Source organism: Pseudarthrobacter sp. TRD_SC_9, from assembly GCF_055361265.1.
In genome coordinates, this window is record NZ_CM143956.1 from 3,774,103 (window position 1) to 3,799,069 (window position 24,967).

22 protein-coding genes are annotated in these 24,967 nt (G+C 63.1%); 5 read left to right on the plus strand and 17 right to left on the minus strand.

Going from position 1 to position 24,967, the window contains the following annotated elements; genetic code table 11:
• Positions 1 to 159: 159 nt before the first annotated feature.
• Complete coding sequence (locus tag ACWA13_RS17725; RefSeq protein ID WP_463935693.1) at positions 160 to 405, plus strand: RNA-binding protein; 246 nt, start codon at positions 160 to 162, stop codon at positions 403 to 405.
• A 93-nt stretch (positions 406 to 498) separates the two neighbouring features.
• Here ACWA13_RS17725 and ACWA13_RS17730 read toward each other — a convergent pair whose 3' ends face one another.
• Positions 499 to 1,332, minus strand: coding sequence for an alpha/beta fold hydrolase (locus tag ACWA13_RS17730; protein ID WP_463935695.1), 834 nt, complete (start codon positions 1,330 to 1,332; stop codon positions 499 to 501).
• Positions 1,333 to 1,374: 42 nt separating this feature from the next.
• Between ACWA13_RS17730 and ACWA13_RS17735 the strand changes: the two genes are divergently transcribed.
• A complete protein-coding gene (locus ACWA13_RS17735; RefSeq protein ID WP_463935696.1) occupies positions 1,375 to 2,466 on the plus strand; it encodes a PLP-dependent cysteine synthase family protein in 1,092 nt (363 codons plus the stop codon).
• 9 nt (positions 2,467 to 2,475) lie between these two features.
• Complete coding sequence (locus ACWA13_RS17740; RefSeq protein WP_463935698.1) at positions 2,476 to 2,853, plus strand: helix-turn-helix domain-containing protein; 378 nt, start codon at positions 2,476 to 2,478, stop codon at positions 2,851 to 2,853.
• A 135-nt stretch (positions 2,854 to 2,988) separates the two neighbouring features.
• On the opposite strand, the gene ACWA13_RS17745 is transcribed toward ACWA13_RS17740, so the two are convergent.
• From ACWA13_RS17745 to ACWA13_RS17775, 7 genes are all read right to left on the minus strand, one after another.
• Positions 2,989 to 5,118: an RICIN domain-containing protein gene (locus ACWA13_RS17745; RefSeq protein WP_463935699.1), complete on the minus strand. Its 2,130-nt coding sequence runs from the start codon at positions 5,116 to 5,118 to the stop codon at positions 2,989 to 2,991.
• 98 nt (positions 5,119 to 5,216) lie between these two features.
• Positions 5,217 to 6,512: a family 1 glycosylhydrolase gene (locus ACWA13_RS17750; RefSeq protein ID WP_463935700.1), complete on the minus strand. Its 1,296-nt coding sequence runs from the start codon at positions 6,510 to 6,512 to the stop codon at positions 5,217 to 5,219.
• On the minus strand, positions 6,509 to 7,399 hold the full coding sequence (locus ACWA13_RS17755; protein ID WP_463935701.1) for a carbohydrate ABC transporter permease: 891 nt from the start codon (positions 7,397 to 7,399) through the stop codon (positions 6,509 to 6,511). The genes ACWA13_RS17750 and ACWA13_RS17755 overlap by 4 nt, the downstream gene beginning before the upstream one ends.
• Entirely contained in the window at positions 7,399 to 8,361 is a 963-nt protein-coding gene (locus tag ACWA13_RS17760; RefSeq protein ID WP_463935703.1) for a carbohydrate ABC transporter permease, read from the minus strand. Before ACWA13_RS17760 ends, ACWA13_RS17755 begins: the two co-directional genes overlap by 1 nt.
• A 57-nt stretch (positions 8,362 to 8,418) precedes the next feature.
• Positions 8,419 to 9,696, minus strand: a complete 1,278-nt coding sequence (locus tag ACWA13_RS17765) for an ABC transporter substrate-binding protein (protein ID WP_463935705.1) — start codon at positions 9,694 to 9,696, stop codon at positions 8,419 to 8,421.
• 133 nt (positions 9,697 to 9,829) lie between these two features.
• On the minus strand, positions 9,830 to 10,876 hold the full coding sequence (locus ACWA13_RS17770; RefSeq protein WP_463935706.1) for a LacI family DNA-binding transcriptional regulator: 1,047 nt from the start codon (positions 10,874 to 10,876) through the stop codon (positions 9,830 to 9,832).
• 149 nt (positions 10,877 to 11,025) lie between these two features.
• Positions 11,026 to 12,243 (minus strand): PucR family transcriptional regulator, encoded by a 1,218-nt coding sequence (locus ACWA13_RS17775; protein ID WP_463935707.1) that lies wholly within the window; start codon positions 12,241 to 12,243, stop codon positions 11,026 to 11,028.
• 236 nt (positions 12,244 to 12,479) lie between these two features.
• Here ACWA13_RS17775 and ald point away from each other — a divergent pair, with 236 nt between their 5' ends.
• Positions 12,480 to 13,598 (plus strand): alanine dehydrogenase, encoded by a 1,119-nt coding sequence (gene ald, locus ACWA13_RS17780; RefSeq protein WP_463935708.1) that lies wholly within the window; start codon positions 12,480 to 12,482, stop codon positions 13,596 to 13,598.
• A gap of 132 nt (positions 13,599 to 13,730) precedes the next feature.
• Here ald and ACWA13_RS17785 read toward each other — a convergent pair whose 3' ends face one another.
• The 7 genes from ACWA13_RS17785 to ACWA13_RS17815 form a co-directional block, all read right to left on the minus strand.
• Positions 13,731 to 15,242, minus strand: coding sequence for a S8 family serine peptidase (locus ACWA13_RS17785; protein WP_463935709.1), 1,512 nt, complete (start codon positions 15,240 to 15,242; stop codon positions 13,731 to 13,733).
• A 208-nt stretch (positions 15,243 to 15,450) separates the two neighbouring features.
• Positions 15,451 to 16,518 (minus strand): Gfo/Idh/MocA family protein, encoded by a 1,068-nt coding sequence (locus tag ACWA13_RS17790; protein WP_463935711.1) that lies wholly within the window; start codon positions 16,516 to 16,518, stop codon positions 15,451 to 15,453.
• A 20-nt stretch (positions 16,519 to 16,538) separates the two neighbouring features.
• Entirely contained in the window at positions 16,539 to 18,251 is a 1,713-nt protein-coding gene (locus ACWA13_RS17795) for an ABC transporter family substrate-binding protein (protein ID WP_463935712.1), read from the minus strand.
• Between the two features lie 74 nt (positions 18,252 to 18,325).
• The gene (locus ACWA13_RS17800; RefSeq protein ID WP_463935714.1) at positions 18,326 to 20,149 is read right to left on the minus strand and encodes a dipeptide ABC transporter ATP-binding protein; all 1,824 of its coding nucleotides are present in this window, start codon (positions 20,147 to 20,149) and stop codon (positions 18,326 to 18,328) included.
• A complete protein-coding gene (locus tag ACWA13_RS17805) occupies positions 20,146 to 21,135 on the minus strand; it encodes an ABC transporter permease (RefSeq protein ID WP_463935715.1) in 990 nt (329 codons plus the stop codon). The genes ACWA13_RS17800 and ACWA13_RS17805 overlap by 4 nt, the downstream gene beginning before the upstream one ends.
• Positions 21,132 to 22,118: an ABC transporter permease gene (locus ACWA13_RS17810; protein ID WP_463935716.1), complete on the minus strand. Its 987-nt coding sequence runs from the start codon at positions 22,116 to 22,118 to the stop codon at positions 21,132 to 21,134. The genes ACWA13_RS17805 and ACWA13_RS17810 overlap by 4 nt, the downstream gene beginning before the upstream one ends.
• A gap of 44 nt (positions 22,119 to 22,162) precedes the next feature.
• Entirely contained in the window at positions 22,163 to 22,771 is a 609-nt protein-coding gene (locus ACWA13_RS17815; RefSeq protein WP_463935718.1) for a TetR/AcrR family transcriptional regulator, read from the minus strand.
• Between the two features lie 124 nt (positions 22,772 to 22,895).
• Here ACWA13_RS17815 and ACWA13_RS17820 point away from each other — a divergent pair, with 124 nt between their 5' ends.
• Positions 22,896 to 23,456: an NAD(P)H-dependent oxidoreductase gene (locus ACWA13_RS17820; RefSeq protein ID WP_463935720.1), complete on the plus strand. Its 561-nt coding sequence runs from the start codon at positions 22,896 to 22,898 to the stop codon at positions 23,454 to 23,456.
• Positions 23,457 to 23,545: 89 nt separating this feature from the next.
• On the opposite strand, the gene ACWA13_RS17825 is transcribed toward ACWA13_RS17820, so the two are convergent.
• Together ACWA13_RS17825 and ACWA13_RS17830 are read right to left on the minus strand one after the other, a co-directional pair.
• On the minus strand, positions 23,546 to 24,517 hold the full coding sequence (locus ACWA13_RS17825) for a permease prefix domain 1-containing protein (RefSeq protein ID WP_463935721.1): 972 nt from the start codon (positions 24,515 to 24,517) through the stop codon (positions 23,546 to 23,548).
• On the minus strand, positions 24,514 to 24,855 hold the full coding sequence (locus ACWA13_RS17830; RefSeq protein ID WP_463937966.1) for a PadR family transcriptional regulator: 342 nt from the start codon (positions 24,853 to 24,855) through the stop codon (positions 24,514 to 24,516). Before ACWA13_RS17830 ends, ACWA13_RS17825 begins: the two co-directional genes overlap by 4 nt.
• Positions 24,856 to 24,967: the final 112 nt, after the last annotated feature.

A 24,967-nucleotide genomic window follows, 5' to 3' on the forward strand; every position in this document is an offset into this window, starting at 1 on the left:
CCGCTGAGGATTCCCTAGGTGGGGACTTGTCTATAGGAACATCTCCTATGCTAGGAGCGTCCTATCAAAGGATCCTTTTTTGAGACCTCCGGGATAATCGACCTGGTGACAGTAGGGCGCGCCACTATCGTCTGAAGTCCTGCAGCTGATGTGTCGGTCATGACACATATTCTGTGGGGATGGACTTCACTTTCCCTCCACCGCGCCATTGGTGTCGGCCCGCAGTCACTGACGGATGAAATGTTGGATGGGGCTGTGGAAGCCGGCGTTGTCGAAATGCATGACATCGAGGTCGTCACAGACATGGGCAAGAGCAGGACCGCCGGGTTCACGGGTTACCGGCGCACTGTCGACTCTTTCGCCGCGCTCATCGACCGATACCGCGCCGAGCGACTCATTCCCTGACCGCCGGCGTGCTCGGCCCCTTGGGGAATCCGAAGATTCAGGTGGACATGGTGGACCGAACCTGACAGTCCGCCAGGAGCAGCCAACCTTCCGCTACCCCGGCTCCGGCCGGACCGCCGTCGCGCTTTCCCACGCACTGATGGCAGTTGCGACGGCGGCTGTTCCGGTGTGCTGTACTACGTGGCCCTTGCCCGGTACCTCCGCCAGGGTGGCATGGGGAGCGGCCTCGACCAGTTCCCGGCACCACCGTCCGCGGGCCACCGGGTCCCGGCTGCCGCGCACCACGAGCACCGGCTGCTGCACCTGACGGATCCGGTCCGCCAGTGGGTAGGCCAGCATGACCGGAAGCTCTGTCAGGTACCAGCGCGGGCCGGCGCGGAAGTAATCGGTGAACACAGTAACGTTCGAGGACGGCGACTCGCAGAACAAGGCGTCCTTCGTCAGATCGGCGGCCTGCTGAAGCGCCGTGCCGCGCTGCGGATCGACCACGGGAGACATCAGCACCACACCGGACACCAGATGCGGGTGCCGGAGCGCGAGTTCGGCGGCGAATTGCGTGCCCATGGAATGACCCACCACAACGTATCCGCCGGGCGGAGTCTCCACTGACGCACCAGGGACAGATCCGGTGAGCGCAGCCGCCACAAAGTCCGCGTACTGCTCCACCTGCAACTGCTCGCGCGGCGACGGCGCGGAACCGAAGCCGGGCAGGTCGAAGGTGTGCACGTCCCCTGTCTTGGCCAATTGCAGGTGCAGCCGGGCAAGGTACCGGTGCGAGACTCCGATGCCGTGCAGCAGAACGTACGACGGCGGCACTCGCCGGGGTGCCGCCGTCGGGCCCTCCTGGCCGGACTCAGGCACCCGGGACACGTAGAGCCGCCCCTTCAGGCCGTAATGGAACAGGTCAGTGCCACCGCTCAGCTTCATCTGTCGATGCTATCCCGCGCTGCCCGGCGTTAGGCTTGAGCGGTGAAAAAGGTGCATAGACAGGACCGGGCATGGGCTGACGAAGCCGTCCGCCGGATCAATGCTGAGAACAACAGGTCTGCGGACACCCACCTCTATTCCGTTCCCCTGCCTGAGCATTGGGGCGTGCAGCTGTACCTCAAGGACGAGTCCACGCACCGCTCGGGCAGCCTGAAGCACCGGCTGGCCCGGTCGCTGTTCCTGTTCGCCCTGGTGAACGGCTGGATTTCCGAGGGCACCACGATTGTGGAGGCGTCCAGCGGGAGCACCGCCGTTTCGGAGGCCTACTTTGCGCAGCTGCTGGGGCTCCCGTTTGTTGCGGTGATGGCCCGGACCACCAGCCCGGAGAAAATCGCCCTCATTGAACAGTTCGGCGGGTCCTGCCTGCTGGTTGACCATGCCTCCGAGGTGTACGCCGTTGCTGCCGAGGTGGCGGCCACTGCCAACGGTCACTATATGGACCAGTTCACCTACGCCGAACGCGCCACGGACTGGCGGGGCAACAACAACATCGCCGAGTCCATCTTTGGGCAGCTGGCCCTGGAAGAACATCCCATCCCGCAATGGATTGTGGCCGGCGCAGGAACCGGCGGGACCAGTGCCACCCTTGGCCGCTACCTCCGGTACCACCGCCACCCCACAGGCCTGGCCGTGGTGGATCCGGAGAACTCGGCGTTCTACCCGGCCTGGCGGGACGGTTCGGCTGACGCCACCGGCAAGCCCTCAAGGATCGAAGGAATCGGCCGGCCGCGGATGGAACCGAGTTTTGTGCCCGGCGTCATCGACCACATGATCCAGGTGCCGGACGCCGCATCTGTTGCGGCCATGCGCCACCTCCAGGAATTCGCCGGATTGCACGCGGGACCTTCCACAGGTACCAATCTCTGGGGTGTATGGCAGCTGATCGCGCAGATGATCGCGGACGGTCAGCGCGGCAGCGTGGTCACGCTGATGTGCGACGGCGGCGACCGCTATGCGGGGAACTATTACAACCCGGAGTGGCTGGCCGAACAGCAGCTGGATCCCGCACCCCACGAAGCCACGCTCCAAAAATTCTTCGACACGGGCGTCTGGGCAGACCAGGCCGGCGGCTAGTCTAGGCCCATGGCACTCGTAGCTCCCACGGTGACGGCGGCACTGCCGCCGGAGGATGCAGTCAAACTTCAGCGCGCCCTGGAAGGCAGCCACGACATCACTGTCTTCGTGGATGGCACCGTCCACCGGCTGCCCGCACAGGCCAGGGACGCCGTCGTGGATCTCTTGTCCCGCTTCAGCCGCGGCGAATCCGTCAGCGTCAGCAGCGTGGAGGAAATGCTCACCACCTCGCAGGCAGCTGAACTCGCCGGAATCTCGCACACCTACCTGCGGAACATGACGGATCGCGGTGAAATCCCCGTTGAATACCGCGGTACCCACCGCCGGATCCGCTCAGCGGACATCATGGCCTGGCTGGAGCTGCAGAAAGCCAAGGAATCTCAATGATGTTCTCAACGGGACCCCTGCGGTTCGTTTAGGAGGCGACCCCCTCTCTGCACGGGAGCACCCCCTCCCGGCTTGCCCGAAAGGGGGTGCTCCAATGCCTTACCTTCGCCTAAGAAGTGACGGCGAATTCGAGCGTTACTGTATGCCTTCCCGGGTGAGTCTCCATTCCTGGCAGGTGAACCCGTTGGCGGTGTACTGCTGGGCGACGGCTCCGTCGGCCGTCGAAGCACCAGCTATCTCGAGGAGTTTCCCGCTGTTGGAGTTAGTGAGCTTCCACCAGCCACCGCTGACGGTCGGTGCCCACACTTGGGTGGGGTGTCCGTTAGCGCCCCACTGGGTTGCCTGGACTCCATCGGCTGTTGCCGCAGCACCTATTTCGAGGAGTTTGCCACTGTTGACATTCGTGAGCTGGATTCCTCCGCTGGCTTGTTTGATGTTCCAGATTTGAGATGGACTGCCCGATTGCCCCCGTTGTCCGGCCCCTGCACCGTCCGCGGTTGATGCGCCCAGGATTTCCAGTGATTTACCGCTGTTTCGATTGCTTATCCTGAATTGGGTGTCCAGGGGCGAGGCCGCCCTATACACGTGGAGCGCGTCCAGCTCGGCAAACGAACTGGCCTTACTGAACGAAACCGAGTTGGTCCCGGCGGCCAGCGTAGTGGTCATCTGCGCCCATCCGTAACGCCCCCAATCCACTGTGGCCGGGTAGTTCAGTGTGGTTGCCGTGCTCCCGTTGACCCTAACGGAATGGGAACTGTTTGCCCCTGTGCCGTTGGCGTAACGCATGTTGAGGGTATAAGTTCCGGCGGCCGGAACCTTTACCGCGAATGTGACAGAGCTACCGGCGTTGTTGATGTTGCCTACTTTTACGCCATTGGACGCGTCCGTGTGATTTACCAGAGCTACGTCCTGCCGGACTGCGTGTTCGGCTTCGTACTGCTGGGCGTCCAGCGGGATGGATCCGACCCGGACGTCGTTGTAGGTGGTAACTGGATTTTCGACGTTGGTGGCCTGGTAGAGAGTTCTGCCGTCGACGCTTGTGTCAAAGCCTTGCGCGAAGCCGGTAAAGGAACCGCCCTGGGTGTCGGAGGCGTCGTAGGTGACGGCGTAGGGCAGTCGCTCCCATGGACCGTCGCCAAGGTTGTAGTTGACGTAGAAGTTCTGCCCGCCGTCAATGTTGCCGGCTGCGTCAAGGGACCATTTGGAAGCGATGATGACCATGCCCTTGGGGCCGCCGGTCGGGACCCATTTCACGAAGGGGGAGGATCCGATTCCTCGTCCGTCTTTGAGAGCGACTTTTGTTCCGATACTGGCCGCGGGTGACCAGTTCAGGCCATCGGGCGAGGTCTTGTAGTAGACCGGTGCAGTGTTCTGGCTTTGGCTGGGCCGATTGACAACTTCGAAGGTGGCCAGGTAGCGGCCGTCCTGCATTTTGGTCACCGTAATCATGCCGGGACGGTCGCTGTTGTTTGGCGGTGCTGAGACGTTGGCGAGTGCACCCCAGGTGAGACCGCCATCAGTGGAGCGGCGGTAGGACACCGCTTGCAGCACTCCGTTGGCTTTTTGCCGCTCATCCGAGAAGTAGGCGACGAGGCCGCCGTAACCGTCGATAGCGAGGGACGGCTCCCAGACAGTGGTGGTGGTGGAGGTGGGGCTGGGGTCGTAGACCGCGGGGCCTCCGGAATCAATGGTGCTCTGGAAAGACCAGGTAAGTCCCTTATCCAAACTCTTGTAAACCACAAGCTTGCTGCTGGACCGGTCCTCGGGCATCACCATACCCGTGAGCAGGAGGGTGCCTGCAGGCAGGTTGCCGGCCTGCTGGGGCAGCTCATAGAGGAAGGGCTGAGCGGTTCTGGTGAAAGTCGGGAAGTTAATGCTTGGGTTCACTTCAGAGATTTTGGACCAGGTGGCGCCATTATTCGTGCTGCGATGGATCGGATATGTCTGGACCCCATTCGTCAGGACAAGCTTGTCGAAGGTGGCCAGTTGGGTGCCGTTGGAGGTCCCGTTGTTTTTCAGGGCGATGACTTTGGCATAGGTTGTTCCAACTGCGCGTCCGCCTTCCGGCGCGAATGAGGACCCTGCCGGCGGTGAATACACCAGCGCCCCGTTCCCGGTGGTTACTGCCACCGCCGGTGGCATTCCTATGAACTGGCTTGCGAAGACCGCCAGCATGACAAGCACCAGTATGGTGATGCCCGGTCTGGTGTGAACGGCGCTGGTCCCGTTATTGGGCGCGCTGGTAGCCGTCGGTTGTTCGTGCATTGCTTCTCCCATTTGTGGTCGGGCTGATACGTGACTGATCGGGTCCGTTCGCACCAGGTTTGAGCTGGTGGGCTATTAGTTTTCTGCGGGGGTGCTGGTCAGGAGGAGCGCAGTCCAGCGGGCTCGAGTGCGGGAGTTGCTGCAGCGCTGGCGTGGTGTTGGAACCGGTCAGCGACGGGGTTTTTGATCCGGTGCAAGGTTCCGATTTCGTCCGGGACGAGGTCCCAGAGGCCCATGGTGAGGCGGTAGTGTTCCAGCGGTTTGCTGCCGTAGCGGTAGGTCCATTCGTACATGTCGGTGACGGGCCACCAGGTGTAGCCAACGATGTTCTGACCTGCCGCCCGGAGTTCCTGCACGCATGCTACGGAGGCATCAAGCCATCTGATGCGCTCTTCGTAGGAGCCTGTGAGGCAGGTTTCGGTGAGCGCGACGGGGGCACCGTACCGCTTGCCGTAAGCGGTGATGACGTCGGCCAATCCAGCAGTCCAGTCGTTCCGGACGGCTCGTGGGTCGGAAATGTCCCCGCGCACTGGACGTGCTGCTTCAAGCAGTTCGGTCGAATGCAGCGGGTAGTAATTCACTCCCATCACATCTGGGAGCACGATGTTTTTCTGGTGCCAGTCCAGGTCATGGTCGGTCATACCGTGCCTGCTGAGCCACGGCAGGAGTTCGTGTCCGGCGTCTATCTTGCCTGTGACCAAGTCCTCCACCAGGAACGAGCGGGCACTGAGGTGGCTAATGTCCTCGTCATGCACACCGTCGTCGGAATCGCTGACGAACCGGAAGCCTGCGTCGACGTGGGTGAAGATGCCGCGGTCGCCGAGTACTTCGGTCATGCTTTGCTGGGCGAGGACGAATCCTTTGGATAGGTTCCGGACCAAGGCTACGAGGCCGTCGTCGCCAGAGAGGTAGGGCGGCCAGTGGCCGAACTTCCCCGAAAACAAGGTGTGGATCATCGGCTCGTTTACCGGCGTGTAATCCACGACCGTGTCGGCGTAGCGTGCGGCGACCCGTGCCGAGTAGTCAGCTACCCGTTCCGGGTAGCTGGAGTTCAGGAACTGGTTGTCCAGCCAGGTGGGGGTGCCATAGTGCATGAGGTCCACCAGCGGCCTGAGTTCCAGTTCGGCGAAGCGGGCCATTACCTGGTCCAGCCAGCTCCATTTCCAGACCCCGGGTTCGGGGTTTATCCGGTACCAGGGAATGCCCCAGCGCAGAAACTCGCCGCCCGCTTCCTTGGCGAGTCCCAGGTCCTGGTGCCAGAAGCGGTAATGCTGGGTTAGTTCATACTCGTCCAGGGCGCGTTCCCCCGCGCGTTCCTGGGGGATGAAGGTGTCTTCGATACCGAGCCCGAAATGCAGGCGTCCGTCTTCATGCCAGTTCAAATTTTTCCTCACTTCAATCCTGTGGTGGCGACGCTTTCGATGAAGCGGCGCTGGACAAACATAAAGATGGCGGCGAGGGGCAGTATGGCCACGAGGGCGCCTGCCATCATTACGCCGTACGGCACGATCCCGCCGGGTCCGGTCAAAAGGGTCAGCCCGGAGGTCAGTGTTCCCATGTCCTTATCAGTGGTGAAAATGAGCGGCCAGAGCAGGTCGTTCCAGTTGTTCACGAATACGAACACGCCAAGGGTCAGGATGGCCGGCATCGCGTTGGGAATGACGATGTTCCAATAGACCCGCCATTCGGAGGCGCCATCAATCCGCGCCGCGTTATCCAGATCCCTGGGGAGGGAGAGGAAGAACTGGCGCAGGAAGAATATTCCGAAGGCGTCGGCTGCGCGGGGGACAATGAGCGCGGCGAAGGTGTTGACCCAGCCCAGGTCACTGGCGAGCTGGTAGACCGGAACCAGGGTGGCCTGGAAGGGGATCATGAGGCTGGCGATGATCGCTATCAGCAGGAACTTCTTGCCTGTGAAGTCGATCCGGGCAAGGGCGTAGGCGGCCAGCGAGTCGAACAGCAGGGCAAAGAGGGTGACACCCCCGGCGAAGATGAAGCTGTTGCCGATCAGCCGGAGGAAGGGAAGATCCTGGAAGATCCGGGTGAAGTTATCCAGCGTCCATTGGGCCGGGACGAGGGTCGGCGGGAAGGCATTGACCTCGGCCGCCGGCTTGAAGGCTGTGAAGACAATGATGGCGATGGGCAGCAGAATCACTGCTGTGGCCAGGCCCAGGAAGGTGGCCACCAGGGCACGGTTCAGCCGTGATCTCCTGGCGGAGCGGGCCGTGGATCCTGACCCGGCGAGGGCCGGGGCGGGTTGCGGTTGTAGTTTCGTGGACATCAGTCGCCTTCACGTTCGCGTTTTCCAAAGAAAACAAACTGGATGACACTGAGCAGCAGCGTCGCCGCGAGCAGTACATAGGACAGGGCTGAGGCGAAGCCGACGTCGAGTTTGCGGAAGCCGGAGGTGTAAATCTGCATGACGACCGTTTCGGTATGGCCATAAGGCCCACCGCCGGTCATCACATAAATCTGGTCGAAGGCCTGCAGGGCTGCGATCAGGGCGAAGATGAGCACGAAGGCTGTGGTGTTGGACAGCATCGGCATGGTCACATGCCGGAATCGAGTGAAAGGTCCGGCACCGTCCACCTTCGCCGCTTCATACAGGGAGCCGGGGATTTCCTGGAGCCCGGCCAGGAAGATGACCATGTAGAAGCCAAAGCTCTTCCATACGGCGACGAACGCGACGGTCGGCATGGCCAGGACGGGATCCTGCAGGACGTTGCCGATCCGGATCCCTGCGCTGCCCAGCCAGTAATTCAGCAGCCCGACCTGTGGGTCAATCAGGTATGTCCAGGCGATGGCGGCGACGGCGAGACTGATGATGAAAGGCAGGAACAGGGCGGTTCGGAAGAAGCCACGGAACGGCAGGCGGGGGTCGTTCAGTAACAGCGCCAAGGCAAGCGCCAGGGCCACAGCCGTCGGGGTGAACAGCAGGGCATAGAGCGCTGTGTTGATAACGGCGTTGATGATGACAGGGTCGGTGAAGATGCGGGCGTAGTTCCCGAATCCGACCCACTCCTCCTTGCCGAAGCCGCTGGCGTCAGTGAAGGACAGGCGCAGGGCGGAGACCATAGGCCACGCGGTAAAGGCGCCCAGGATCAGGAGGGCGGGGAGTAGAAAAGCCAGGGCTTGCATGTTCTTGCGGCGTTGCCCAATTGCCGGATTCCTGCGGCCCCCTAGAGGGGCTGGTGCGCGGTACCGCAGTGCTTCCGTAGTTTTCTTGTGAATGGTGGTGCTCATGGGAGCTTCTTTCCAGAAGGGTGCGGCGCCACTGCGCGCCGCACCTGTTCCGTTCTCTTATTTGGCGTCGAGGATCTTCTGGACCGAGGCCTGGGTTTCATCGAGCAGGTCCTGGATGTTTTCGCCGGCGACGGCGCGCTGGGTGAGCTTGTCCACGGCTGTCAGCACGTCCGTGCTGTTGACGACGCCGGGGAGCAGGGGGCGGCCGAATTCGGACTGCTTCGTCAGGGCTTCCACGACAGGGTTGGCTGCGACCTCTGTCGCCGGGATGTCCGAACGCAGCGGGGGCCAGCCGGAGCCGAGGGACCAGGCAGTTGCCTGTTCCTTTTGCAGGAAGTACGTGAAGAACTTTTGCGCCGCCTCGACCCTGGAGCCGTCCTTCTGTTCTGTGATGCCCATTGAGATCCCGATTGCGGATGCCGCCTGGTCCTTAGGTCCTGCCGGGACGGCGGCGATGCCGTAGTCGATCTTGTTCTCGGTGGCGATCGAGGACATCCACGGACCGCCGAGGTACATGGCGGCCTTGCCGCTGCTGAAGAGCTTGTCACCGGAAATGCCGTCCAGGCCTGCCGGTGAGATCTTGTCGTTGCGGATAGCGTCCACCCAGGTCTTAAGGGTCTCCGCATTTTCCGGTGAATCTACGACTGCCTTGCCGTCCTTGACGACGTCGCCTCCGTTTCCGTAGAAAAGGGAGGGCCACACGCCGTTGGCGACGGTTGCGTGGTCAGGCAGACCGAGACCGAACTGTTCCGGAGTGCCATCGTTGTTTTCGTCGATGGTCAGTTTCTTCGCCGCTGCAATCCAGTCTTCCCAGGTTTCCGGCGGGGTGGTGATGCCGGCCTTCGCAAATAGGGCCTTGTTGTAGAACATGGCCAGCGGCACAAAACCGGACGGGACTCCGTACTTATGGCCATTGACGGTTTCCATGTCTGCTGCTGCCGGAATCAGCTTGTCCAGGTTGCTGGCCGGATCCTTGTAGAAGTCATCAAGTTCAACAAAGGCGCCCTTGTCCGCGTAAACGGGAAGCCTTTCCGCCGGCATTGCTACGATGTCCGGCCCATTGCCTGATGAGAGTGCGGGAAGAAGCGTGTCATCGATGACTGACCACGGATTGGTCTGCACTTTGATGCTGACGTCGTTCTGGGAGGCATTGAAGTCCTCGACAATTTTGTTCAGGACCTTGCCGTCAGCTTCGGTGTAGCCATGCCAGAACGTCAGTTCAGACTTGGCCCCGTCCTTGCTTTCAGACCCGGCACCAGAGCCTGCAGCTGAGCAGGACGTCAGAGCCAGTGATGCGGCAGCAACCGCGGTGAGGATTGTGAGCGACCTGATCATGTCGACCCTTTCAGTGAAGTGGGACAGCGGCGTCCCTAAACCTGCGGGAAAAGCTTAGGTAAACGTTGTACGTAAACGTTGTATCTAGCATGAGCCAAGCATTGATAGCGGTCAAGAGTTTGGCTGCTTTATTTCAAGCTGCGGTGGTGGCTGAGGCTGTGCTCTTCCCGGGTACCATGGAGGACTCGCGGAGTTCGAGTGAAAAGCCTGTTTCTATTTCCTTGGCCTCGAGGCTATTTCCGCCCGCGATGCGTCGCAGCAGAGTCTCCACCGCCGCCTGGGCGATCTGATCTCTGCGCGGATTGACAGTGGACAGGGCCGGCAGGGAATACCGTGTTTCATCCAGGTCATCAAAGCCCACGACTGCAACATCCTGCGGGATGCGGATACCTGCCTCCTGGAGGACGCGCATGGCGCCCAGAGCCAGCGTGTCATTGAATGCAAACACGGCATCGAAGTCCAGCCCATCTGCCAGGAACCGGCTCATCGCGGCCGCACCCCCTCGCCTGTGCCATGAATCGGCATAGCACACCAAGTCCGGGTTGAACGGCAGATCCGCTTCCTCAAGGGCTGCCCTGTAGCCGGCCAGACGCAGCTCTGCCGACGCCACGATGTTCCCTTCGTGCGCGCCCAAGGCAACGATCCTGCGACGACCAACTGCCACCAGATGCTGCGTGGCTGCCTTCGCCCCCGCCGTGTTCGCCATCGTGATCCGGTCCACCTGGCCACCGAAAGATGTGTCTCCCAGAACCACAAGGGGAGTGTCGACGCTCTTGAGAAGTCCAGCGTCCTCGGAGCCCAATGTCAGGGAACTGTAGAGGATGCCGTCCACCATGTGCCGGTGCTGGCCCCGGAGGGCCGCCACCTCGTTGTCACGGCCACTGCCGACCGGCTCAATCAGGACGGCGATTCCCTTTGCTGCCGCAGCGCGCATGACGGCGTCCGCTAGTTCGGCGAAATAGGCAGTAGTGAGGTCGGGGATTAGGAGCCCGATAACGCCGGTGCGTCCGGCGCGGAGATTTCGGGCTGAAAGGTTCGGCCGGTAGCCCAACTCGTCAATGGCGTCCTGTACACGCTTCCGGGTCTCCGGGCGGAGCTGCGGATGCCCGTTAATCACATTGGACACTGTCTTGATGGAGTACCCGCTCAGCTTGGCGACATCCCGAATTGTGACCGACATAGCCGCTCCCTCCGCGCACTAAGGGCACAACCGGCCCTCACAAAAGGGTACAACGTTGGAAGCAGAGCGGTACAACGTTGGTAGCGCTCTGCTGAGGCAAGGGAAGGAGCGGCACGCCCGCAAACCGAAACCGCCAAGGCCGCCTGGCCTCAGATCCGCGGCCGGGCATCCCAGCGCCGGGCCTTCATGGCGGCATGCAGCTCCAGCCGGACTGCCCCTTTCAACGGGTCAACGCCCAGCAGCTGCCGTACCCGGCCCAGCCTGTTGTAGATGCTGCTGCGGTGCAGGTGGAGCTGGCCGGCGACGTCCTGCACCGAGCCATCGTTGTCATAGAGCAACTCCAGGACCGGCAGCAATTCGCTGTTGCGGTCATGGTCCAACAGCAGCTGGAAATAGATGGAGCCGGAATCACTCCAGGCAGCCGCCCCACCACCGGCCGAGGCCAGCACCTGATAGACGCCGCAGGCCCGGTAATCAACCAGCTCCCCAAGGCGCGGTTCAACGGCAGCTGCCTGGGCGGCCACCTTCGACTGCTGGTACGCCGCGGCCAACCCGCGGGCCCTGGCGAACGGCTCGCTGATGCCCAGGATGATCCGGTGCACCGGCCGGCCTGAGCGCTTGGCCAGTTCCAGCTGGTAATGCACCAGCACCTGCGCATGACTGGCGCGGCCCACGGATTCGCGGAACAGGATCACTGAGTGCGCCTCTGCCCCGGCACTGAACAGAGCCGCGTCCACGCCCACAGTGGATTGCAGAGCCGCGGAACTGTGGATCAGGGTGGCCGCTCCCGGATCCGCGCCGCCCGCCCAACCGTCGGCATCGAGTGCGGTGACGGCCTGCCACGGGCCCTTGTGCTGGACCTCTCGCCAGCCGGCGACAGCCGCTGCGGCGTTCACGTCGCCGGCACAGGCCGCCAGAAACTCCCGCTCCTTGCCGCGCCGGAAGCCCGACTCAACAGTATTGGATTCGAGCAGGAGGCCGGCAAGCAGCTCAATATCGCGCTGGACGTCCGGCAACTGGGCCAGGATCGTCGTCGGGCTTTCCTCTTCGGCATCCTGCTGCACCCATAGGTAGCCAACGCGGAAGCCGCGGACTGTCAACGGTACGCAGACCCGGCCCAGCATGCCCAACTCCGGGTTGGCCGGAATGGCAACCGGGCGGACCGCGGTGGCAATCCCGTGAGAGAGCTGCCAGGCACTGACGTCCGAGGGCACCTTCTTGCTCAACAGAAAGTTCACCCGCACCCGGTCGGCGTGCGACTGGTTGGAACTGTAGGCCAGCAGCATGCCGTCCAGGTCCTCCAGTGAAAGGCCGCGGCCCAGCTTGCCGGCCACTTGTTCCACGAGTTGCTCAACGTCCTGCTGCATGGAGCAACATTACTGCCGGTACCGGCCCGCACGCTAACGAACAGGAGGCGACACCTGACGCTCCGTACCTCGACGAATGTCGAGTTCAAAAGGATAAAAACCTTGATTTTCCGCGGTTCTACTCAACGGGAACCATGGGGATCAATGTCACCTGCCTCACACCGGATTTATTCTGGAATCACAAGCCAGCGTCCCCAGCCGGCTGCCAAAAACAGCCGCAAACAACGGAGCCCCCCATGATCATCGGTGTCCCGAAAGAAATCAAGAACAACGAATTCCGCGTCGCCATCACGGCCCCTGGCGTCAACGAGTTCCGCACCCATGGCCACACTGTCCTGGTGGAACGCGGCGCAGGCCTCGGCTCCGGCATCACGGACGAGGAATACGCCATTGCCGGCGCCGAGATCGTCAACGACGCAGATGACGTCTGGTCCCGCGCCGACATGGTGATGAAGGTCAAGGAACCCGTCAAGGCCGAATACCACCGCTTCCGCAAGGGCCTGATCCTCTTCACCTACCTGCACCTGGCCGCCGAGCCGGAACTGACCCGCGAGCTCATCAACTCCGGCGTCACCGCGATCGCCTACGAGACCGTCCAGGACGGCCGGACCCTGCCGCTGCTGGCCCCGATGTCCGAGGTTGCCGGCCGTCTTTCCGTCCAGGTTGGAGCAACCTCGCTGATGGCTCCGGCCGGCGGCAAGGGCGTCCTGCTGGGCGGCGTCCCGGGCGTACGTCCGGCCAAGGTTGTTGTCCTGGGCGCCGGTGTTGCCGGTACCAACGCCGCAGCCATGGCGCTGGGCCTGGGCGCCGACGTCACCATCATGGACATCAATATCAACCGCCTGCGCGAACTGGATGCCCAGTACCAGGGCCGGCTGAAAACTGTCGCCTCCAACAAGTACGAGATCGAAAAGTCAGTAGTGGACGCGGACCTGGTGATCGGCTCCGTACTGATCCCCGGCGCCAAGGCCCCCAAGCTGGTCACCAACGAGCTGGTGGCCCGGATGAAGCCGGGCTCGGTCCTGGTGGACATCGCCGTGGACCAGGGTGGCTGCTTCGAGGACACGCACCCCACCACGCACCAGGAGCCTACGTACAAGGTGCACAACAGCATCTTCTACTGCGTTGCCAACATGCCGGGCGCCGTTCCCAATACGTCCACCTACGCGCTGACCAACGTCACCCTGCGCTACGCCATCTCCCTGGCGAACCTGGGCGTCAAAGCCGCGTTCGACCGCGATCCTGCCCTCGCTGCCGGACTCAACATTGCCGCCGGCCACGTTGCACACCACTCCGTCTCCGAGGCACACGGCCTGCCCCTCGTTGCCGATTGGCACAAGCTGGTTTCCGCGTAAGGACACCTGCCTTAGCCAAGGACAAAGAAGTACGACGGCGCGATCCCGGCTTTTCGAAGGAAAAGCCGGGACCCGCCGTCGTACTTTTGTTTAACAGTGCCTACTGATGGCTGCTGTTAACACCGGAGGAAACTAGCCGCCGATGGCGCGCAGCGCGTTCACCTGGCCGTGGCCGTTGAAGCTGTTGTAGCCGGTCCCGCCCTGGCACACCTGGGGCGCGCCATTGCTAACGGACGGGTCCTGTGCGTAGAAGGACATGTCGGCAGGGCAGGCGATGTTGTCCGCCGTGTTGTTGATCCTCGCGGCCACCTTGCCGGGGTTGGTGACTCCGGTGCTGGCAATGAGCGCGGCCACGCCGGCAACGTGCGGTGAAGCCATGGACGTGCCCTGGATGTAGCAGTACTTCGCCGCACCGTCCATTACCGTACGGGCGCAGGGGGCAGCGGCCGGCCAAGTCGAAAGCACGCGGCCGTTGGGAGCAGCAGCGGTCAGCTGGCGGCTGTCACCGCCGGGGGCAATGACGGACGCCGTTCCCACGCCGTAGCTGGAGTAGAAGGACTTAAAGCCCTTGTTGCCGTTGGCCGTGACGCCGATGACGCCGGGAACCTCAACAGGCACTACCGCACAGGCGTTGGAAATGTCCCTGGTGACCGGCGTGGTGTCATTGGGGCTGCTGATGTCCTGGGTGGGATGGGCCAGGTCATCTGACTGGTTGCCCTCGGCGGCCACAATGGTGGTGCCGCTCTGCTGTGCGAACCGGATGGCCCGGCGCTCGGCTTCCCAGATGGCGCGCTGTTCTGGATCGTTTTTGCAGTTGAACAGGTAGGGATCGGCGTAGTAGCTGTTGTTGGTTATCTGAATGCCCTTTTCGGCTGCCCACATAAAGGAGCACACCACCGCCTCCGGGTAGAAGAAGCCGTCCGAGTTACCGGCCTTGATGCCGGCGATCTTCACGTTCGGGGCAACGCCCACCATTCCGACGCCGTTTTTGGCGGCGGCAATGGTGCCGGCCGTGTGTGTGCCGTGGCCGTTGTCGTCCATCCAGGCGGCGGGGTCCGGGTTCGGGACGCCGCCCACGCAGGACGCGCTCCTGGAGAAGTCCATGTTGGCTGCCAGGTCCGGGTGCGACCAGTCCACGCCTGTGTCAATGGCGCCCACCACAATCGAAGCGCTGCCACCGTTGAGTGCACGGGCTTCCGGAGCTTTGATCTGGTCCATGTCCCACTGCAAAGCAGCCAGGTTGTCGTTACCTGGTGCTGGAGTCCCGGGTTCAATGGCTGCGTCCGCGGCGGCGGCCTCTTCAGCAGCCAGGTCATCAACCACTGCCACGCCGAGACCGGCAGTGGAGGCGGCACCCTGGATACCGGGATCGGCGGACTTCAATGTCTGCCCAAACCCGGCACGGTCGGACTTGACGATTGCCACGCCGATTTGCGGGTAGGTGTTCACCACTGTGCCGCCAGCGCCCTCCACCTTGGAAAGGGACGACTTGGACACCCCGTTGGCTTTGTACAGGACGATGTAGGTCTGGGCTTCAGCGGTTGCGGCCGGCGCAGATGCTGCCGGTACCGCGGATGCGGCCAACAGTCCTGCCGCCATGGCGACGGCCGCTACTGGTGCCATAAAACGCGGAAATGCTCTCATGGGGACTTGCTCCATTCTGCAATTCGGCAGGCGCCAGGCGGATAGCGGGCACCGTACCGGGATTTTTCGGACCGGCACCCGGTAGTTGGTTAACGCGGCTGCCGTCGGGTACAAACTGATACAGCTGTTCCAGTTAGCACCCGCGGTTCCGACCCTAAGTGATGTGGACCACATTTGGAAGGGACCGCGCGCTAACTCGTGCACAGGGTCAGCGTGTTGCGAGCGCCCGGGCCTGTTCGATCAGCCGGAGCACGGCCACAGGTTCTTGCGGATCAACGGGCAGGGGCAACCCGGAGGAAGTGCCGCCGTCGAGTATCTTCTGCCCGAGGATCCGGTAGAACTCCTGGTAGGCACCGGGTTCGGTGGGAACGCGTTCGACGTCGTCGGGCACCCCCAGCAGTCCCTCAGACTCCGGCGGTTCTACTCCATACTCCGCAGCGCTGGGCGCCATGCCGGCGCCCAGCTGCTGCTCCTGGGGGTCGGTTCCGTGCTTGACGAAGCCCGCCCTGGTGCCCAGGACGCGCAGGCCAGGCCCAGGCGCCGCGGACAGCACGTTCATGGTGAGGTGGCTGGTAACCGGTGCCTTGCCATTGACGGACCGGTGCCTGAGCACCAGGAAATTGTCGTCATCCGCCTGCTCCTGCGGCCGGCGCGCGTTGATTTCCGCATGCACCACTTCCGCGGGACCGAAGAGCTGCACGGCCATGTCCAGCAAATGGGTGCCGAGATCGAACAGGATCCCACCGCCATCGTCCACAGTCGCCGCGGCCTTCCACGCCTTGGTGATCTCCGGCGCCCACCGCTCCATCGCTGCCTCGAAGCGCAGCACGTCACCCAACGCCCCGGCGTCGAGCAGCTTTTTGACCGTGAGGAAGCCGCTGTCCCAGCGCCGGTTCTGATACACGGTGAGTACGCGTCCCAACCGCTCAGCCAAGGCAACCAGCTCTTCACCCTGGACACTGGTGACGGTGAAAGGCTTGTCGACGACGACATCCAGTCCCGCCTCCAGGGCAGTCTTCGCGAGGGGATAGTGCGTGGCGGGCGGGGTCCCCAGCACCACCAGGTCCAGGCTGTCCGCGAGCGCCAGCACGGACGCGCCATCCGGCACGATTTCCGCTTCCGGGTAACGGCCCTTCGCGGCGGCGGCCCGGGCGGTGTCCGACGTGGCGATGACGTCCAGCGAGAACTGCGGGTCTGCGGCAATCAACGGCGCGTGGAACACGCGGCCGGACAAGCCATAACCCACGACGGCGCTGCGGATGGTGTGCGATGTCATTCTGACACGCTACTCCGCGGCTACTTCTTCTCCCAGCCGATGGTGGTCCAGTCCGGGACCTGGAACGGGCTCTGGAACAGCGCCGGGCCGTAGTTCGCCAGGCCGGTACGGACGAAGGAGATCTGCGGGCCGTTGAACACCACTCCCATGGAGAAGTATTTGGCCATGTGCTCCTTCTCCACGTCCATGGCCGCCTTGTTCCGCTGGGCATCATCCTCGATGGTGCCCAGCTCAGCGATCTTGCCATCCAGTTCCGCGTCCCCCAGGCCATTCTGGTTCGTGCTGGATTCGTAATACTGCCTGACGGAATTGGTGGCATCCGCGCTCACCGAAAAGCCGGACATGCTGAGATCGAACTCGCGGCCGCCCATCACCCTGCCGAATTCGGCCGCACCGTACTGGGCGATGCCAGCGTCCATACCGGCCGCCTTAAGCTGATTCTGCAAAGTCTGGATGGTGGCAAGGTTTGTGGGGTCGTCGCCGAAGTTTGAGATCTTGAACGCTGCGGGCTCGCCATCCTTTTCCATGATGCCGTTGGCGTTTTCCGTGTAGCCGGCGTCGCTGAGGACCTTCTTAGCCGCTTCCGGGCCACTCCCGGCCACGGGATAGTTGTCCTGATAGTGCTCCGAGAACGGCATCAGCATCATGGAACCCGGGCTGGGTTCCTCCCAGTTGAGGCCGTTGAAGCGCACGTCGCGGATGGCTTCCCGGTCCACCGCCGTGAAGATCGCCTCGCGGACCGCGACGTCGGTAATCCGCTGGGCGTTGATGTTCAAGCCGCCGGCAAACAACCGCTGCCCGCGCCGCACCTCGGAATTGGGGCTGCCCTCCAGCTGCTTGTACAGTCCGATGCTGTTGGCCTGCATGGCGTCGATTTCGCTGTTTTTGAAGGCCGCCACCTGGGCGCTGGTTTCCAGCTGCCGGAAGGTCACCTTGTCCAGGACGGGCTTGGCGCCCCACCACTTGTCATTCCGGACCATGGTGACGGTGCGGGCAGCGGAATCGTAGTCCTCCAGCGCGAACGGGCCTGCCATCCATTCCGGGTGCAGGTCGCCGTTGAAGCCGTTGTTGAATATTTCCGGGGAGTTTACGGCGGGGTGGATCAAGCCGAAAAACAGTGAATCCAGCGGGTAGACGGGCTGGCTGGTTTTGACCACTACTTCCTTGCTGCTGCTGCCTGCTTCCACCGATTCCACCGAGGCGTAGTTGCCGGTACTGACGATGTCGTAGCCGTTCCCGGAACTCTTGAGGATGTTCCAGGTGTTCTGGAAGGCTTTGACGTCGATGGGCGTACCGTCGTTGTACGTGGCATCTTCATTGACCTTGATGGTGATGGTCTGCTTGCCATCGCTCATGGTGCTTTCCACGGTCTCGCAGAAGTCTGTATTCGGTGTGGCCTTGCCGGCGTAGTCCCGCTTCCAACAGCCGCCGATCCCGCCGTTCTGGACCGCAACGGGGTTCATTGGGACCAGCAGGGCCGCGTTGTCCGCGCTGCTGCCGTTGTTGGAGAAATCATTGAAGTCCGGGCCGATGCTGAGCAGCGGAAGGGTGACGCTGCCGCCCTGCTCAAGGTCTGAGGCCGGTTTTTCGTTCACGCTGACCAGCTTGGAAACATCACTGCCTGGGGCCTGGCCGGAGGCAGTTGCCGGACCGGACGGAGTGCCGCCGCAGCCGGTGAGGGCGAAGGCAGCGGCAACTGCCACCGCCCCGCCGAGCCTGGTCAGGTGCTTCATGGTTTTCCCTTCATGGCGCGATCTGCAAAAAAGTGGCAGTTCCAAGATTCTAGGGTGCCTCAGCGTATGCCTCGTTACGATGACCGGCTTTTCGTGTCCAGGCCGGCATCAGGGAAGAAACAGGCGTACTCCTGCCGTGGATCCTCGCGTACAACGGACACTCCGGTGCCAGCCGCAAGCGGCGGCTCTTCGCTAAGGCACCTCTGCTTTTTGGCCTCCGGCAGTGCCGCAAAGATGGGGCAGCGGGAAGCAAAGTTGCAGCCTTGGGTAATATCCAGCGGGCCGGGTGGCTCGCCGTTGAGGATAATGCGCTGCCGGCTCCGCTCTACCGCAGGATCCGGTACCGGAATGGCTGACAGCAGCGCCCGGGTATACGGGTGGCGCGGGCTCCCGAAGACTGTGCCGACATCGCCCATTTCAACAATCTTGCCCAGATACATCACAGCCACCCGGTCCGAAATCTGCCGGACGACGGAGAGATCGTGCGCCACCAACAGGTAGCTCAGGCCCAGTTCAGCCCGCAGCCTGGCCAGAAGATTGATGATGCCGGCCTGCACCGAGACATCCAGTGCTGAAACGGGCTCATCCAGGATCACCAGCTTCGGGTTGAGTGCCAGCGCACGCGCAATGCCGATCCGCTGGCGCTGGCCACCGGACAGCTGGTTCGGGAAACGGTTCAGATGATCCGGCGGCAGCGCGACGAGGCGCATCAGGTCCAGGACGCGCTCCTTCACTGCCGCCGGTGCAAGGCCGGCGTTCTGCAGCGGCTCGGCCAGGACTTCAAAGGCCGTGAACCTGGGATCGAGCGCCGCCGTCGGGTCCTGGAACACCAGCTGCACCTCATCGGGCCGGCCCTTTCGGCGTTCCATGATCTCCAGCAGTGTGGTGGTCTTGCCCGCCCCGGACTCCCCCACGAGGGACAGGCACTCGCCTTCGCGGACTTCGAAGCTGACGCCGTCCAGTGCCTTCACGGTCCCGATGCGCCGCTTGATGAGTGTTCCCTTCAGGAGCGGGTAGTGCTTCCGCGCGTCTGCGAGCTTCAGCACCGTCTTTCGACCAGGAAGATCGTCCTGAAACTGCGTGGCCGGCATCGGTTCGAAAAGTGCCCGGGCATCTGCCAGCAATTCCTTGGTGTAGGGCATCTGCGGGTTGTTGAAGATTTCCCCTCCCGGGCCGCTCTCCACCGGTTCCCCGCAGCGCATCACCATCACGTCGTCCGCCATCGCGGCCACAACGCCCAGGTCGTGCGTAATGAGCAGCAGGGCGGCGCCCGTTTCCTGCTGCGCTGTATGCAGTACCTCCAGCACCTGTGCCTGGATGGTCACGTCCAGGGCCGTCGTCGGCTCGTCCGCAATAAGCACCCGGGGACCATTGGCGATCGCCATGGCGATGGTGACACGCTGGCACATGCCACCGGAAAACTCATGCGGGAATGCCCCCAGTCTGTCCCGCGCGTGCGGAATTCCCACCATGGTGAGAAGTTCGACGGCGCGGGCTGTTTTGGCTTTCCGGCTCATGGCTGGATTGTGGATAGCGAGCGCTTCCACGATCTGCGCACCCACTGTGAACACGGGTGTCAGGGACGATAGCGGGTCCTGAAACACCATGCCCATGTCCTTGCCACGGTACCGGGACATTGCCTTGTCGCTGAGTCCCAGCAACTCCACCCCTCCCAACCGGACGGCACCCGTGACTTCCGCCGTTGTTGGAAGCAACCCCATGATGGCGAGGGCGGTGGCGGACTTGCCCGAACCTGACTCGCCCACGAGCCCCAGCGTCTTGCCCGGAAACAGGTCCAGGTCCACGCCGCTGACCGCCTGCACCACAGCCTCTGCACTACGGCCCCCGGCAGCGAAGCGGACGTTCAGGCCACGGACGGACAGCAGGGGATCCCTCATGGCTGTTGCCCCTGCCGCCGGCTCCTGTGCTGCCAGCCGTCCCGCCTGGCGCGCTTTGCCCTGCCGGACGACGCGGAATGCGGATCGAAGGCGTCCCGGAGGCCGTCATTCATCATGGCCAGCGAACCGGTCAGCAGGAACATCACAGCCAGCGGCGCCCAGAACATCCAGGGGAAAGACTGCACCTGGGCTGTTGACCCGCCAAGCAGAACGCCCAGGCTCACGTCCGGCGGCCTGATGCCGATCCCGATGAAAGAGAAAGCTACCTCCGCGAGGACAGCCGCCGTGATGCCGCGCGTGGCGTCCAGGACCAGCAGCGAGGCAACGTTGGGGACCAGATGCCTCCATACGATCCGGCGGGCTGGAACGCCCATGTACCGGGCCGCCTGGATGTAATCACGTTGCACTACCGACATCGACAGTGAGCGGATCAGCCGTGCCGAACCCATCCAGCTGAAAACGAGGAGGACTGCCGCCATCAGCAACCAACCCGGCATATTTTCACGCAGACTGTTCGCGCCACTGGTCAGCACCGCTACAACCAGGAGCACCGGCATCATGATCAGAGCTTCCAGGATGAACAGCATGATGGTGTCCACCTTGCCGCCAAAGTAGGCCATGGTGCACCCGTAGACGGCGGCAACCAGAGTCGAGCCCACGCCCACCAGCACACCGATCAGCAGTGAAACCCGCGTTGCCTCCACCAGCAGGGCGTACAGGTCAAAACCGGCCTGCGAGGTGCCCAGGAGGTGGCTGCCCGAGGGCGGCATGCCGATGGAGAGAGGATCGATGGTGTCTTTGTCCCAGTTGGTGAACCACCCGCCCGCCAGGGCGAAGATGGCCAACGCAAGAAAAATCAACAGGCCCGCTGTGGCCGTCTTGTTCCGCAGGAACCGGCGGAACAGAAGTTTTGGCTTGCCCGTAACAGCACCGGCAGTGCCAGAGGGGACGAGGAATGCAGGATCCACGGAATTAAGGCCGGTCATGCCTGCACCCGAACCCGTGGATCCACCAAAGCAGTAGCGAAGTCGGCGATGACGGCTCCGGCAGCAAAAATCACTGAACCGTACGCCAGTGTAGCGGTGGCGGCGTTGACATCCTGGGCGCCGATCGCGTCTATGCTCCACGAGCCGATCCCGGGCCAGGCGAATATTTTCTCGGCGAAGAACCCTCCGGCAAAGATGGCCGGGACGGTGAAGGCGATGCTTTGCGCCACCGGGATGAACGAAACACGCAACGCATGCCGGCTGATGGCCTGGTTCCGGGTGAGCCCCTTGGCCCGGGCGGTCCTGACAAAGTCCGCGTTCACGTTATCCAGCAGGTACTGGCGCTGCGCGATCTGGTAGCTGCCCCAGCCCACCAGGGTAATTGCCGCCGTCGGAACTGCGTAGTGTGCCATCAGGTCAAGCCACTGTCCCCAACCCGGTTCGGTTCCCGGAGTGGAGATGCCCGTGACGAAGAAGATCCTTTGGCCGGCCGCCTCGTTGACGCGGATGGCCGCCAGCTGCACCAGGAAGTAGGCGATAGGTGCCGGCAGGATGTACGCCAAGTAACTGTAGGAGGTGATGATGCGGTCCTGGAGCTTGTACTGCCTCGCCGCCGAGTAAACGCCCAGCGCGACGCCGATGAGCAGGGTGAGGACGACAGCGGCCAGGAACAGCCGGGTGGAAACCCAGACGCGATCACCAAACTCCGCGTTGATGAAGGCACCGTTGGGGCTGCGTCCCCAGTCCCAACGGGTCACCACGGCCGTCAGCCAGTCCAGGTAGCGTTCCCAGGGGTTGAGCTCAGGGTCCAGCCCTTTCAGCCGCAGGGAACCCGCCACCTGCTCCGGGGTTGGGCGGGGAATGCGCTCCTGCTCCAGGACGGACGGCTTCAGGGCACTGACGGCCATCAGGTAACCGGCCGAGGTTGTCAGAAAGATCATGACCATATAGGTGACACCGCGTTTGGCGAGGTACCTGAGCATGGCTCCTTGATCCTTCCGTGTTCCGCGGGTACAAGCAGCGTAATCTATCCGCCGCGGACCACCCTTGTCACAAGCTGGCGCCAGGAACCAGCCAGCCGCTCGGTGCTCACCCCGTGTATCCGGACCTCATGAATCAGGCGTTCGGGTTCCAGCGTGGCCACCAGGGAACCGGCCAGCAGCCACGTCTCCTCCTGTATTCCGTCCTCCAGCAGCAATACTTCGAGGTGGCGCTGTTGGAGGACGGTGGCCGGAACGTCCAGGCGGTGGTACGGCGCAGCTTCGGCCGCCAGCAGCAGGTCCCCGAACTCCATCACATAGGCAATCCGCTCCACCCCGAACGCGATGAGCCGTTCCAGGGCCGGTGCCCCGGGTCCCAGCGGCGGTGGTCCGAACATAAAGCGCGTCTGGAAGTCTGTTTCGGATTCGTTGAGGAGGTTCAGCATCAGTCCGGCCCGGCTGCCAAACCGGCGGAACACGGTCCCTTTACCCACGCCGGCACGTTCGGCCAGCTGGTCCATCGTGAGTCCCTCGGCTCCGCACTCGTCGATGAGCTCCCGAGCGGCTGAGAGCAGGCGTTCCCGGTTGCGCGCGGCATCGCGGCGTTCGGCAGCCGCTCCCAGGGAGCCCCCGGGCGGCAAGGGGATGAAGCTCACATCCCACAGTCTAGTGTTTGGAATATAACCGGACCGTAGTCCGTTTAGTCGTCTGAAGGCCCTTATAGCCGGACATTCCAAACAGACAACCGGTCACCGCCGGACCAGATCCCAAGGAGTCACAATGACCAAGAGCACCGTCCTCACCCTCGTAGGCAGCCTGCGCAGCGGGTCCACCAACCAGAAGCTTGCCGAAGCCATCCAGCTGAACGCTCCGGAGCACGTTGACGTGATCATCCACGAAAGCCTGGGCAACATCCCCTTCTACAACGAGGACATCGACGTCGAAGGCCAGGTTCCTGCCGCCGCCGCCGCCCTGCGCGCTGCAGCAAGCGAGGCCGACACCCTGCTCCTGGTCACCCCCGAGCACAACGGCACAATCCCCGCATCGCTCAAGAATGCCATCGACTGGCTGTCCCGCCCCTTCGGCGCCGGCGCACTGACCGGCAAGCCCACGGCCGTCGTCGGCACCGCGTTTGGCCAGTACGGCGGAGTCTGGGCGCAGGACGAGGCGCGCAAGGCCGTTGGTATTGCCGGCGCCGAGGTGCTGGAGGACGTCAAGCTTGCCGTCCCCGGCTCCATGGTCCGTTTCGCCGAGATCCACCCGAAGGACGACGCCAAGGTAGTGGAGCAGATCAAGAACATCTTCGACGTCCTCACCGCATCCCAGCCTGCGGCTTCCTAGTCCCTGGCCTTAAGACGGCGGCTAAGCAACGAAAGCCCCGCACGCCCAGTGGGCGTGCGGGGCTTACCGTTTTGTGGCTGCAGCGCCCGTTAAACGGGCTGGACCTGCCGGGCGGCGCGTTCGCGGTTGACCCTGCGGAAGCCGTCGAGAATCTCCCACCCTGCGCCGAGGATCACGCCAACGGCAGCGGCAGCGGCTATGACCGGCCCGGCGCCTGGTCCCCACGGCCAGCCGATGACCTCCAGGAACGCCGGGTCAACCAGGCGTCCGGACAGGAAGAGCCACAGAGCCGGAAGGATGAAGGACAGGTTCATCACGGCGTTGATCACCGCCAGCTGCCAGGTCCAACCCGTGCGGTAAACGGCGACGGCAAATACTGCTTCCAGCACCAGCAACAGGATTAAGTACGGGATCCAGAAGGACCACAGTTCCGGATTCAGGAGCGGGATGGGCTCCCGGACACCGTCGCGGAACACCACTCCGAAGTGCTGCCAGATGACCGCGCCGATGAACAGGGCCAGGAACACCAGCGACGCGATCAGCTCGCTCCGGCGGGCTGCGCGGCCGCTGTCCGGGACCTCAGGCAGTTGCTCCACGGACCACTTATCGGTTGGCACCGGACTGCCGCTGCGTTCAATGATCACAAACACCAGGGTGGTCCACCCGAACACATGGACGGCGATGGAGAGGGCTCCGGAAACCGTGGCTCCCGCGATCTGGCCAAAAGACGCGCCGCTAATCAGCTGGCCCAGCAGGATTCCTGCGGTGCCAAACGGCAGCGCCACCATGGCAATGGTCTTCAGGAGACGGAGCCAGGTGAGGAAATACCGCGGACCAATGAGGTGCAGCGGCCTGTCGATGTAGCTGGCGGCGGTCTGCGCGGGGTCGCCCAGCCCGGTCAGGGCTTCCCGCTCGGCGTCGGCCTGGCCCGAGCCAGACTCGACGCGGGCATCGATGTCGTCGCCGATGCGTTCGCGCAGCTCCTGGTCGAAATCGGTCCGCTGCGACTCCGGAACACTGCGCGCGGCGGCCCAGATGTAACGGTCTGTCAGACTGCTCATTTTCCTTCTCCCCTGGTTAGTCCGGCCAGTGCACCGTCGATGCGGCGCCAGTCATTCTTAAGGACGACGGCGAGGTCCTCACCGGCCGGGCTGGTGCGGTAGAACTTCCGCGGCCGGGCTTCGTCCGTATTCCATTCGCTCTCCAGCAGCCCCTGCTTCTCCAAACGGCGCAGCAGCGGGTACAAAGTGTTCGCGTCCACGATGATGCCGAGCGCGTTCAAGGATTCGAGCAGGGCGTAGCCATAATCCGGCGTTTCGAGCCGCACCAGGCACGCCAGCACCACTGTGCCGCGCCGCAGTTCCTGGATATGGCCTGCTGTGGTTTCTTCGATGCCCATGGCAAGGACAATAGTGTGTCTCACACACTATTGCAACCGACACTTTGCCGCGCTTCCCACTCTGCCGCTAGCTCAAGGCAACAGGGGTTGCGTATGAGACAACCCCTGTTGG